The 12,971-nt window shown below is 39.5% G+C and carries 10 protein-coding genes; 6 read left to right on the forward strand and 4 right to left on the reverse strand.

Annotated features, from left to right (window positions below; genetic code table 11):
- Positions 1 to 39 precede the first annotated feature (39 nt).
- The 3 genes from H7T88_RS07925 to H7T88_RS07935 all read left to right on the forward strand — a co-directional run bounded on the left by H7T88_RS07925 (position 40) and on the right by H7T88_RS07935 (position 3,434).
- On the forward strand, positions 40 to 1,155 hold the full coding sequence (locus H7T88_RS07925; RefSeq protein ID WP_221787972.1) for an FAD-dependent oxidoreductase: 1,116 nt from the start codon (positions 40 to 42) through the stop codon (positions 1,153 to 1,155).
- Positions 1,156 to 1,354: 199 nt separating this feature from the next.
- Entirely contained in the window at positions 1,355 to 2,185 is an 831-nt protein-coding gene (locus H7T88_RS07930; RefSeq protein WP_221787974.1) for a MerR family transcriptional regulator, read from the forward strand.
- A 67-nt stretch (positions 2,186 to 2,252) separates the two neighbouring features.
- The gene (locus tag H7T88_RS07935; RefSeq protein ID WP_221787977.1) at positions 2,253 to 3,434 is read left to right on the forward strand and encodes an MFS transporter; all 1,182 of its coding nucleotides are present in this window, start codon (positions 2,253 to 2,255) and stop codon (positions 3,432 to 3,434) included.
- A 203-nt stretch (positions 3,435 to 3,637) separates the two neighbouring features.
- Here the strand turns inward: H7T88_RS07935 and H7T88_RS07940 are convergent, their stop codons facing one another.
- The 4 genes from H7T88_RS07940 to H7T88_RS07955 all read right to left on the reverse strand — a co-directional run bounded on the left by H7T88_RS07940 (position 3,638) and on the right by H7T88_RS07955 (position 8,971).
- Positions 3,638 to 5,062: an MDR family MFS transporter gene (locus H7T88_RS07940; RefSeq protein ID WP_221787979.1), complete on the reverse strand. Its 1,425-nt coding sequence runs from the start codon at positions 5,060 to 5,062 to the stop codon at positions 3,638 to 3,640.
- Between the two features lie 150 nt (positions 5,063 to 5,212).
- Positions 5,213 to 5,683 (reverse strand): MarR family transcriptional regulator, encoded by a 471-nt coding sequence (locus H7T88_RS07945; protein WP_154892201.1) that lies wholly within the window; start codon positions 5,681 to 5,683, stop codon positions 5,213 to 5,215.
- Positions 5,684 to 6,006: 323 nt separating this feature from the next.
- Positions 6,007 to 7,713 (reverse strand): CocE/NonD family hydrolase, encoded by a 1,707-nt coding sequence (locus H7T88_RS07950; RefSeq protein ID WP_221787981.1) that lies wholly within the window; start codon positions 7,711 to 7,713, stop codon positions 6,007 to 6,009.
- A 25-nt stretch (positions 7,714 to 7,738) separates the two neighbouring features.
- Positions 7,739 to 8,971 (reverse strand): MFS transporter, encoded by a 1,233-nt coding sequence (locus tag H7T88_RS07955; RefSeq protein WP_154892203.1) that lies wholly within the window; start codon positions 8,969 to 8,971, stop codon positions 7,739 to 7,741.
- Between the two features lie 181 nt (positions 8,972 to 9,152).
- Between H7T88_RS07955 and H7T88_RS07960 the strand changes: the two genes are divergently transcribed.
- From H7T88_RS07960 to H7T88_RS07970, 3 genes are all read left to right on the forward strand, one after another.
- Entirely contained in the window at positions 9,153 to 9,920 is a 768-nt protein-coding gene (locus H7T88_RS07960; RefSeq protein WP_154892204.1) for an IclR family transcriptional regulator, read from the forward strand.
- A gap of 140 nt (positions 9,921 to 10,060) precedes the next feature.
- Entirely contained in the window at positions 10,061 to 10,924 is an 864-nt protein-coding gene (locus H7T88_RS07965; protein ID WP_154892205.1) for a DUF421 domain-containing protein, read from the forward strand.
- Positions 10,925 to 11,124: 200 nt separating this feature from the next.
- The gene (locus H7T88_RS07970; protein WP_154892206.1) at positions 11,125 to 12,348 is read left to right on the forward strand and encodes a TraB/GumN family protein; all 1,224 of its coding nucleotides are present in this window, start codon (positions 11,125 to 11,127) and stop codon (positions 12,346 to 12,348) included.
- Positions 12,349 to 12,971: the final 623 nt, after the last annotated feature.

A 12,971-nucleotide genomic window follows, 5' to 3' on the forward strand; every position in this document is an offset into this window, starting at 1 on the left:
ACCGAACGGTCTGTCTGTAAAAATAAAGGAGGAGAAATAATGAATCACAATCATGTCATTATTATCGGAAGTGGTGTAGCCGGGATAGCCACAGCTTTATTCTTGAGAAAGGCAGGAATTGCAAGCACTATTTATGAAGGTAGAACAGCTGAATTAGAAAAAGGGGCTGGTTTTTTACTTACTCCAAACGGTGTAAATGTCTTAGCCGAGATCGGATGTAAAGACAAAGTTATTGCAAATTCAACGATTATCAAAAGTATTTATCAAATAAATAGTGAAAATGAAGTCGAATCAATAACAAATAATTACAATGAAAAGCACTATAAATCCCCAATGATCAATGTCATGAGATCCAACATTGTTAAAGTTCTCTTGGAGGAAGCTCAGCATCAAGGAATCGAAATCAAGTATGATAAAAAGCTGATTACAGTAAATCAAAGTTCAAAATCAGTTGAAGCATTTTTTGAAGATGGAACCTCTGTCAAAGGTGATATTGTTGTCGGAGCAGATGGAACTTTTTCTAAAACGAGAGAAGCCGTAGCATCTGACGCTAAATTGGATTATAGCGGTATGTGGGGACTGCAAGGGGTATCGTATGTTGATGATTTCGAATGGGATGAATCAAGTGGTTATTTGTACTACGACAAGAATCTGTCCTTTATCTTTGGGCAAGCTCATCCTACAAACAAGATGAATATCTTATGGCAAGCATTCTCAATAGCTCCTGAGAAACTACCAACAAAAGACTTTGAAAAAGCCTCCACACAAACGATCAGAGAATTATTAAACAAAATGATGAAAGATTGGAAAGTCACGAACAATCTGTTTAAAATTGTTGAAAACACAGAGCAGATTTTCGCTAGAAGTATTCACGAAGTGAAGAATTTACCTACGTGGTCAAAAGGTCGCGTTGTTCTGGTTGGGGATGCTGTGCATACAGCTAATCCTTTTGTAGGTCAAGGAGCTTCATACAGCCTTGAAGATGCCATGGTCTTAGCAAAAAATTTAAGAGACCATGATTACCGGGATGCGTTTTACTATTATGAAAAGGACCGAAGAAAAAGGACAGAAGAATTAAATGCTTTGTTCCTGAACAAACACATGGAGTTTAATATGGATAAGAAGATTAATGAATACAAAATTACATGGGAATAAGTACGTTCTAATATATAAAATCAAGCACCTACAGATTGTAACATGCACTAATTTACTCAACATGTTAGCCATCTAATTAATCTGGTAGGTTACAAAAGCAGCTATTATACTACCATACTAATAAAAGTCGCTATGATATAGCGGCTTTTATTTTGATAAAAATGAACGAATACTCAAAGATAAAGGGGTTTTATAATATATGTTACGAAAATATTTAACCATCGGAGAGTTTTCGAAGTTAACGGATCTTCCTAGTCGAACACTCCATTTTTACGATCAGAATGGTGTGTTAAAACCGGTGAAAGTCGATCCGCAAACGAACTACCGATACTATAGTGTAAGTCAAATATTAGACGCTAATTTAATCAAGGCCTTTAAATTTTTAGGCGTACCTCTTAATCAAATAGAAGAAGTTCAAACCTATACACCGGAGGAGCTCCTTCGATTTCTAAACAAACAAGAAGATGTACTTGAGGATAAAATCAGACAAATTAACGAAGTTCAAAAGAATTTGCAAATAATGAAGCAAAATTTCACACAACAATATATAGAGTCTGCAAGTAAAGAGGTATACATCAAAACATTTGAGAAGCAAAATTTACTGAAAATAACCATTAGAGAATCATCTGAAATAGGCGTGTGGAGTCAAGTACTGAATAATGTTGTTCAATCCCATGAGCAATTCCATAAGCAAACTATATTTGGAGGTGTTCTTCCATTTGAATCCTATCAGTCCTATGAAGAAATTAAATATGACAGCATTTTTATACCTGTTATAACTGAGATTGAGGATAAGTATTTACCAAGTAATATAGAGCGGATTACATTAGAAGCCGGTGAATATGCGGTAATTACATTCGCAATTCATTCAGATGATTTTATGGAGATGTACAATAAATTGAGAAACTATGTAGAAAAACATAAATTAAACGTTGCTTCTCATATCTATGAATATTTTTATCCGTTAAATTTCAAAATGAATAATGCATCACGTTTTGATATTGAATTTAAAATTAAAATTTTAAAATAATCTTCTTGACCCTACACTAACTATAACCTTTAAAGTGTTCGATAGGCACCTTAAAGGAGGAATTGTTTTGGATAGGAATACAAAAATAGTATTATCCATTTTGTTAGGAAGTTTATTTATTGCTTTTATGGGAATAGGGTTGGTTATTCCTGTTTTCCCAAAATTAATGGTCGAATTAAACGTTGGTGGAAAGACGGTTGGTTTATTAACAGCCATGTTTGCTTTAACCCAATTAATTGCTTCGCCCCTTACAGGGAAAGCGACAGATTACTTTGGTAGAAAAATAATGATTGTAATCGGTCTATTTATATTCGGTGGATCAGAGCTACTATTCGCCATCGGAGATAATGTCACTGTACTATACATTTCAAGAGCCTTAGGTGGGATTAGTGCGGCATTCATTATGCCAGCGGTATCTGCATTTATTGCTGATATCACTACAGACGAAACAAGGCCCAAAGCATACGGATATATGTCGGCAGCAATCAGTACGGGTTTAATTATTGGACCAGGTGCCGGAGGGTTTTTGGCAGATTTCGGTATTCGGACTCCGTTTTATGTCGCAGGATTGTTGGGAATTTTAGCAGGGGTTTTTGCATGGATTATTTTACGTGAGCCTAAAAGACAAGAAACATATGAACCCAAGATTATGAAAAGTAAGGGGAATTTACAAAAAATTTTAATGCCAATGTTTTTAATGGCTTTTATTGTTATTTTCATCTCAAATTTCGGATTAATGAGTTTTGAATCCTTTTACGGATTATTTGTCGATGTGAAATTAAATTTTACACCAAAAGATATTGCAATTGCGATTACTGGTGGTGCCATTGTTGGTGCAATTATTCAGATTACTTTGTTTGAACGATTAACACGTTGGTTGGGTGAAATTAAACTTATCCGATATGTGTTATTATTGTCGGCAATTAACGCGGCAGCCTTCCCGTTTTTAAATAGCTATGTCGTCGTACTTATATCAACCATGTTGGCGTTCATCTTCTTTGATCTGGTTCGACCAGCCGTTACCACGTATTTAGCAAGTATAGCTGGACCAGACCAAGGGTTTGTAGGTGGGATGAATTCATTTTTTACCTCCTTAGCCAATGTCATAGCTCCAATTATTTGTGGGATTTTATTTGATATTGAGATTGCATATCCATTTTATTTAGCAGCTATTACAATCGCTTTTGGATTTGTATTAGCGATATTTTGGAAAAAACCATCTAAAGTAACTCTTGGAGTCCAAGTTTAAACTCACATCTTACCCTTTAAATTGCTTTGATCTTATTCCTTAGGTCTAGCGTAGTGTAATGCTCTAAATGCTTGCCATTATATTCAGTAATTCATCTTGGACGAGAAGTGATGGATTTTCTCAAAGTTTAGCAAAGATGGCTGCAGCCCTCTTCTTTTGGTGTTAGCCTGGATTCGTTTTAACGTTGGATGAAAGAATGGGTGCTACTCTAAAAGAGGGGGCACCTTCTTTTTATTCGTAAGAAACAGGCCGGGGATAAAGATCAGTGCCAGAATGATCGCGGCTATAAGAAAACCGATATGGTACGCCTGCAATTGATTTGCAATGGTTGGATGCAAGCCTTGTATGACTGTAGCAACAGCCGTCGGAATAATGGCTGAGCCGAAGCTTGAACCGAGGTTTTCAATGATATTTATCCCAACACCCGCTTCCGGAAGTTGCTTGCTGCCTAGTCCAGTGTACGCTTCGCTCATTAATGGAAGACTAATGCCCCCAACGCTGGCACCACGAATAAATAAGATTACTGAAATCCAGATCATACTTGTATGATCTGTGATGAAGATAAAAGGAATGGACCCAATAAGGGAAAGGAAAAGACTGACGATCAGCACATATTTTGCACCAATGCGGTCGATCATTTTTCCAATGAAAGGTCGGGTGATCAGCATACCAACGCCTTGAGGGATGAGTGCAACGGCTGTTTCAATGGCTGTGAAGTGTCGAAAGGTTTGAAAGAACAGAGGGAGTATTAACAACGGACCCATGATGGCGATATTTGCGAAGAATAGCCCGGCACTTGAGGCTGCAAAGTTCTTATGGGTGAACAAATTCAGGGGCAGAACGGTTTGATTCATTTTAATACGATTATAAACGAGATATAAGAGAGCCGAAGCGAGGCCTATCCCCATCCACAAGATGGTCTCCTGATTGTTGAAAGTGGCATAATCCGTTGCTTTGGTGATTCCGTATATTAAAGCTATGCTCATAATGGATAAAACGATAATTCCAAATAGATCGAGCTTGCTCTCTTTGTTAAAAGGCTCGTAGTTTGGAATCTTTCTGATCATTAATGGTGCAGAAATCAATACAACGAACACGTTAATGAAAAAGATCCACGGCCAAGATGCGACTTGAACAATGAACCCTCCGAGGATGGGTCCCAAAATAGGACCAAAGATCATAGGAGTGCTTACAATCGCCATGACTCTGCCTAAGTACTCTTGTCCGGTTGTCTTAACCAAGAGGGTGAACATGAGGGTGGTAATGACTCCGGCACTAAATCCCTGAAGCAAACGGAAGAAGATAAAACTGGATATATCCCAGCTAACACCTATTAGTAAAGAGATTACGCCAAAAGCAATGACCGCTCCAATGAAGACCTTTTTGCTATTAAATTGATTCATAAGCCAACCAGATACCGGAACTGCAATCGCAAGGGCTAAAATATATCCTGTAATGGCCCATTGAATGGTGCTTAATGTGGTATGAAAATCTTTTGTGAGTTGACTTACAGCGATATTCACCATTGTAGAATCTAACATAGGAGCGATTGCTCCAAGAGCAATGGCCCAAGCGGTAATCAGGATATGTCTAGGTATGCCGGTTTCTTTTACTTTGTTTGTACGCATATTACACTCCTTTAATCAATATTGTTTCCTCGTCAACTAAAAGTTTATCTACATTTTGTTTCCTTGTCAACAATAAAAAAGGTGTAAAAAAAGCATCCGTATCTCTTTAGAGAAGGTTGCTCTTGGTTTTATTCTTAATTTATAGTTGTTTCACTTCATTATATCTAAACCTTGTTTCTTTATTTCAGTGTCCAAATGTTTACTGTACAGTTCAATGAAGTCCAGCATGTGATCGAATTGTTCTTCCGTTACATGCTTGAATACGGATTCATCTCTTTCCTGAAACTCTTTATGCAGTTTCTCGTGAATGTCAAATACGACTCTGCCTTGCTGGGTGAGTTTAAAAAAGACTTCTTTCTTGTTATTCGTTTTCTGATAGTCTTCGATCAGGCCTTTTTCAATGAGTTTCTTCGTTAATTTACTTATAGCGCCCTTGGTCATATACATGGACTCCGCCAGCTTGGTTACATTGGAATCTACATTTTTCTCTATAAATTCAATGCAATGGACTTCAGAAGGCTTGTACCCTTGAAGACTGCTTTCCATCTTCGATTTATTAATCCAGACTAACTTGTTAAATAAGTCCCTGAAATTCAGCATAACCTGTTCTTGCTTGTTCATGGTTAGTCACCCCATACGAGTAATATGATAAAGTGAGACAGAACATAGAAGCACCATCTTACATAGTAGTACGTGAATTAATATCACTAACAACGTTTATCTCCTACGATAAACTATAACCTTTTATAAGGTGAAATCAAATGATGGGATTCTGGGAGTCATAATTAGTGAATGTATTTTCAAAATGGATGGGACATGTAACTGAAATAGGTGCCACTCGGCAATGGAGTGGCACCTATTTATCTTTGATTTGATGAATTGATCCGATTAATTAAAGCAAGCACGATTTGCTAAATAGACTGCATTCCTTTTAAAAATACAATCTATTTAGGGAATTCAATATAACTACAATAGTTAGAGCCTGTATATAGGGTCTGAGCTGCAATCTTGTATTTGGATGTGGAAGCCCAAGGTTCTTTCACATTGGAATGTACATGGTAAGCAGGAAAATTAGAAGAAGATACTTCTGCTCGAATAAAAGAACCTTTTTGCAGTTCCCACGCTGTTGGCCACATCTCTATAATGACCTGTACAGGTTGGTTGGGTGTATAATCCACGGGTTGATCAATGTTATTCCGATATCTCAGAGAAGTTATGCCATCGACGATATTAAAACTTTGACCATCCGGAAATACCTCGCAGATCTTCACACTAAAAGCCGTATCCTCCGCATCTGTACTAACCTCTAAGCACACTTTAATACCGCCTGTTATTTGTGTATTTTCATCCAGTACAGCAGAGTCAAACCTCAGGACATCTTGGCGATCAGAAAAGTCAGGTTGGGCCAAACTACCATGTGGTGCACCCTTAAACGAAGGCATGATCCATGCGAGTAAGGCACTTCCTCCATGGGTAGGTACGGGGGAGGAAGGGTCGTATACATACTTCACTGTTGACGGTTGCGATGGCTTGTCGGTTAGTTGCTGTTCAGGATTATTTGAAAAGTACAAACGCCAGGTTGTATCCTGATCCGTTATGGACTGACGTTCTTCCCACCGAGAAGCTCCAATACGATAAAAGGAAATTGGGCTGAATGTGCCAGGGTTCCCTTTTAAATGTATATCAAACCATTCCAAGGCCGCTTTTATTCGAAAAGCTCCCAGAAGGTTAGCATCAGGATACGTTCGTTCACCTGGTGAATTCCCGACATGATCCCAAGGGCCGACTACAAATCTGCTTTTACGTTTTACGTGATCTTGAAGCAGGTTGTAGCCTTTGAAGGCTCCCTCCAGATGATGGTCAAACCATCCCTCTACCATAAACACTGGAATATTGATCTTGGCAGGAATATTTAACAGCTCTGCCCATATTCCATCCTGCCAGTATTTTGATTCAAGGCTCGTCTCTGAAATATAGCTTTGGTAGAAGGGAAGGGTACGGCCCAAAAGTTTCTCGTCTGCTTGGTTATGAGGCAGAATGCTGAGAGAGTCTTGATACAGCTCGCCTGCATCGGTCGTCGTTTCAACCCCGGAATTCGCAAACGCCCAGGACGTATATATGTCATGCCGAAACATACCGTTCATATACATCTGTCCGTAGCGATCCACTCCAAAAAGATCTAGAAATACGGTTTTGACTTCTTTAGGAAACGAATCAGCGATAATCCAGGTTGTAAATGAACAGTACGATTGGCCGAAGAGTGCAATGTTTCCATTTTGGAAAGATTGCTGGACTAGCCATTCCAATGTATCAATGCCATCTTCACGTTCATTCACAAAGGGAGACCACTCCCCTTCGGAAAGTCCTGTTCCTCTACAGGATTGAATAACTAGAACATAACCATGCCTGACGAATTGTGTATAGGTTGCTTCAAGCAAGTCTTGGTTATTGGGATAGGGATTACGTACGAGAATGCATGGCCAAGAATCACCTTGATTAGGCCGGTAAATCCTAGTATGAAGCTGAACGCCATCTCGCATCGAAACCATGGCTTCACTCATACCGTGGATTTCATATTTGCAAGGTGGGTTTTCCTGTTCGATCGTTTTAGTTAAACCTTCCCATTGGGGATTTACTTGGAATGATCTCATTTTTTTACACCTTCTAACGAATTTATTATGTGGTCATTCTTTTTCTGAATTGAATAGCAAATGCAAGGCAAAGGAAACCAATTGTATACGCTACCACGTTCAAAATCAATGAGGCTGAGTAGGAATGGGTTTGATCAAACATCGATCCATGTATATATACAGAAACAGCATTGGCAAATGCACCGAACATGAGAATAATAGAAAGGATTTGACTATAGTCTTTCGTTCCGAAAGATCCACGAATCAATAGAGGGATTGCAGTAAGTACGATGGCTTGTCCCATCCCGCTCAGAAATCCAGAACCATTCAAAAAGACTACATTGTTGAATACGCCTGTACTATACCATCCAGAAGCTCCAAGGAGCGTGAAAATAAGTAGTACAATGACGGGTTTAACATGATCCAACATAAAGCCCATAAGCAGTTTACCAATGGCGGCTCCAATAAGCAGGGCGGACATCACACTTGCACCTACTTGTAAACTGAAGTTTAAGCTTTGAATAAGTGCCGGTACATGTTGTGCCAGAGAGCCAGCTGCCTGAAAACAGATAATAGCTATGATAAAGCTGTAAAAGATAGGTGTGCGGGATGCCTCTTTTATCGACAGACCGTTCGCTTCCACATTGTTGACTGCTTGATTTGATTCAGCTGCTGTATGATTCGTTTCTGCACCATAAGGAAGCAAACCGTTTTCAGGTTTGAATTTCATCAGAAGGGCCGTCGGTAAAAGCACGACAAGACATATAATGCCTACGATGATATAAGTTGTTCTCCATCCATGTTCAAGAATAAGATGACTGATTATCGGATTAAAGAACGAGCCTCCGACAGCGGTCAGCGCACCTGTAATTCCAAACAAAATCCCCAGCTTCTTCTCGAACCAGTTACCGAGCAAAATAGGGATGGAGATCACAATGGAGATACTCTGCACGACTCCCAAGACTACTTTGATCCCGTAGAAAGGAGTGACACTTTGAATGAATGAACATGCTATAAAACAAAGGCCTGTTATTCCGAAAGACAGACTGAGCAGCAGTTTGGTATTGACCTTTTTAAACACTGTACCAGCAAACAATAAAGAAACTGCACCGGCAATCCCGCCAAAGGTTGCGTTGAGAGCGATTTCAGCACGCGTCAAATTTAAATCTGTGCTCATCCCTCCCCAGAATAAACCGGCTGTATTGATTGTTAATCCGAAACCAACGAAGGATATAATACAGCATCCCAAAAAAATGACCCAAGCATAGTGAATTTTCATATTGTCCCCCCTGATGTGTGCACACCCTATCATTCCACTATATGGAATGGCATTCAACTTAATGATTAGAATTGAATTATCATTCCGTATAATGGAATGGTGTTCTTGAATGTGGAATGGGTGTGTTGTATGATTGGAATAGTAGCATACGCTTACATTATAATCAAGATAAAGATTAACGATGAAAGGTGCCTTATTAATGACCAATAAATCTAACGTAACTTTGAAAACATTAACCATTATGAAGGCTTTCATTGATGGACAAGCGGTATGGGGAGTCAATGATCTTGCACGATATCTGGAAAGTCCACCTAGTTCCATACACCGTATTTTAAAGACATTAAAAGAAGAGAACATTTTACAGACTATCCCCGAAACGAATAAGTACACGATTGGGAATGAGTGGGTACGACTTTCATCATTTATTAGTGCTAATTTTGGATTGAAATCCGTAGCTGAACCTTACCTTAAAACCTTGTCGCATGAAGTGGGACAGTCCGTGTATTTGGCACAATATCAAGAGCAGTATCAGAAGCTATCATTCATTTTAGGTATTCATAGTTCCAACATTCTTCAGTATCGCTTAGAGCTCGGAGTGCTTCAACCCATTCATATTGGAGCCAGCGGGAAAGCAATTTTAGCATTTTTAAAAGATGATCAGATTAAGGAAGTATTAAATCAGGAAGGTGTGCCATTAGATGAAGCAAAGCAAATTATGGTGGAGATCGAGAGGATCAGAAGTGAAGGATACTCCTATACGTTCAGTGAACGTAAAAATGAGTCGATCGGATTCGGTGCTCCTATCTTTGATGCCGCGCACAATGTAGTCGGAAGCATTATTTTCGCAATCCCGTTGAGCCTGTATAAAGAGGAAGAGAAGAGTGTTATGATCGACAAAATTTTAGAGACATCCAAAGAAATTTCATATCATCTTGGACAAGTAAGATAAAAAAGTAGATGGTCTATCAGATTGCCAAGAAACTGAACATTCCAATGCATACAATCTGACGCGCATGTTAATTATAACCTTTAATAATGAAGTTATGTCATCCGAGGAATATGGACTTCATTCGGAAAGGAGCATGCGACGTGCCTGATTGGTTAGAGGTTATTATACGAACGATTTCTGCGGTAACTATGCTGTTTCTCATTACGAAGATTTTAGGTAAGCGGCAGATCTCTGAACTCTCCTTGTTCGAATATATAACGGGTATCACGCTCGGGAACCTGGTAGGTTACATCTCTTTGGATACCGACACAAGCTGGTATTTGGGCTTTCTTGCTGTGCTGGTGTGGGTTTCTTTCTCGGCAGGTGCAGAGTACCTAACGATGAAAAGTAAAAAGTTTCGAGATATTGTGGATGGAAAATCAACGATCCTTGTTGAAAATGGAGCTGTTATTCAGAAAAATCTGAAAAAGGAACGACTGACGATTGATGAGTTTTTGGAACAGCTTCGTAAGAAAGATGTTTTTCGGGTGGCCGATGTGGAATTTGCGGTAATGGAACAGAGCGGAGATATTAGTGTGTTATTAAAAAAGGAATATCAACCTCTCACCGCGGACATGTTGGGGTATCGTCTTTCTTCGGAAAAGGAACCGCGAACGATCATTATGGATGGTCGCATTCTACCTGAAACTTTAAATTCTGCTGCAGTGAGTGAGGATTGGGTCAAAAAAGAACTGCGTAAGCTAGATCTGACCTTAAGCCAAGTTTCGATCGGTCAGGTGGATAGTAAAGGAGAACTGACCGTGCAGACCGGAACGGAGGCTTTGCCCAAACCAGCCAAATCAAATCCAAATGATCAGATCAAAGACCTGGTACAACGATTGCAGGACGATTTAATTATGAGAAAACAACTTGCAGCGAACGACAAAGATCGTCTTAAATATCAGGAGGCGTTAGATCAATTTCAAACGGCAATGCATGCTTATCAAAAAACGAATCCGTCGTGAAAAGGTACATAACAAAACCATTTGAAACCCTGGCTAAAGCCAGGGCTTTTTTTATAAACTATAGTAATCTATGAATATTTGGAAAATTTTCTGGAACGAACTTCACATTAGAACGTAATATAGAAGGTGAAAGTGATCTCGTTGATCTTTGTCTACATCAAAAGTGTAGAAATTAGAAGAAGAAGGGAAATACATAATATATGAAGCAATGGAAACGCGTACTCTTATCTCTTACCGTCTCAGTAGGATTGCTCGCATCAGCAGTTCCGGCAATGGCTGCTCCGCAAGACACGGCTGTTAAAATCGATAATAAAGCTGTTACATACACTGCGGGTGCACCAATTGTTGAAAAAGGAACGACTCTCGTTCCACTCCGTACAACGCTAGATGCACTTGATGCCAAACTGGCGGGTACAACCGATGACAGTATCACAGCAATCGTCAATGGCAAGACCATAACGCTGAAAAGCAAACTTGTTCGCATCAATGGTGTTACTTACGCACCAATTCGTATCGTTGGCGATGCCGCAGGGTATGAGGTTCGTTGGGATAAGGCTACAAGAACTGTGTTGCTCGTATCCAAGGGTGACGGCACGGTTGAAACCGCTCAAAACGGTGGACGCGGCTTCATGTGGGAAGTGCAGAATAACGGCAATACCGTATATTTGGTAGGGTCGATGCATGTAGCAGACAAAAGTTTTTATCCATTGCGTCCTGAATTTGAAGAGGCGTTTGCTGAAGCTGACTATCTTGGCGTAGAAATAGATCTGAGTAAAGCGGCAGACGAAGAGCAACAGAAGTTGGTGTTAAGTCTGGGTTCATATCAGGATGGCACAACGTTGAAGGATCATATTTCCAGTGAGACATACAGCAAGCTTGGTGATATTTTGAAGAAAAAGGGGTTAGAGCCTAATGCGTTTGATGCATTTAAGCCTTGGGTGGTGGAAACTACGCTGGGAAGTCTGAAGATGTCATCAGTTGGACTGGAAGCAGCGTCCGGTGTAGATTTGTATTTTATTCAAAAAGCGATTGAGCGTAAAATCCCTGTCATTGAACTTGAATCCTACCAGTCTCAATTAGGAATGTTCGATAATTTCTCAAAAGAATTACAGGAAAAAACATTGCGTTCCACAATCGATAACTTCGATGTACTGGACAATTCCGCGAATCAGATGGCTGAGATGTGGAAAACAGGTAATGACGAGCAATTGCTGGAGTTGACCAACACCTTCTCCGATGATGAAGAGTATAACAAAGCGATGTTGATAGACCGCAATATCGGTATGGCCGACAAGATCGATGGTTACCTAAAAAACGGCAAAGGCGAAGAGTACTTTATCGTAGTTGGAGCAGCACACTATTTAGGGGACCACGGGGTTGTGAAGTTGCTAGAGGATAAAGGATATAAGGTAGAGCGCAAGTAAGGTGAGTACTAGGTAGGTAAGGTATCTGTGGTTTACTCTTTATGATTCACCTTAGTTATTTCAATAAAAGGAATGCACGTAGGAGCCCTTTCAGACGCTTAGTTTGAAAGGGTTTCTTTCTATGAGTAGGTGTCTTTATTATCTAATGATGATTGGTCGGTTACAGTTGGTGGAGAGTGAGGGTAGTGATAGACTGTGCTAATCTTTAGCTTGATATTCATTTGGATAAAAGTGGATAACTGAAATTAATAAATAAAACTTTACAAGTGGAGTCGATACGTGGTATATTCTTATTCCGGCCAAGAAAACACAGCTTACATGGTGCGGCAAGCAAATGAAAATAAGCTTCGAAAGAAACTTGAAAAAAAAGCTTGCAAAGTTGGTTCGGACATGATATTATATAAGAGTTGCTGAAACGAACTGGTTTCGGTAGCGAGAACAAGTTTGATCTTTGAAAACTGAACAACGAGTGAGTAAACATTCTGCTTGCAGAATGAACAAATGAGATTTTTAATCTCGTCAGATTCAAAATGAGCTTATCGCTCTTTTCAATACCCCGATGAGTTTCACAGCGTTTAACGACGCTGACGGAATTCATCTTTATTGGAGAGTTTGATCCTGGC

This window comes from Paenibacillus cucumis (ex Kampfer et al. 2016) (assembly GCF_019748695.1).
GTDB classification, from domain to species: Bacteria; Bacillota; Bacilli; order Paenibacillales; family Paenibacillaceae; genus Paenibacillus; species Paenibacillus polysaccharolyticus.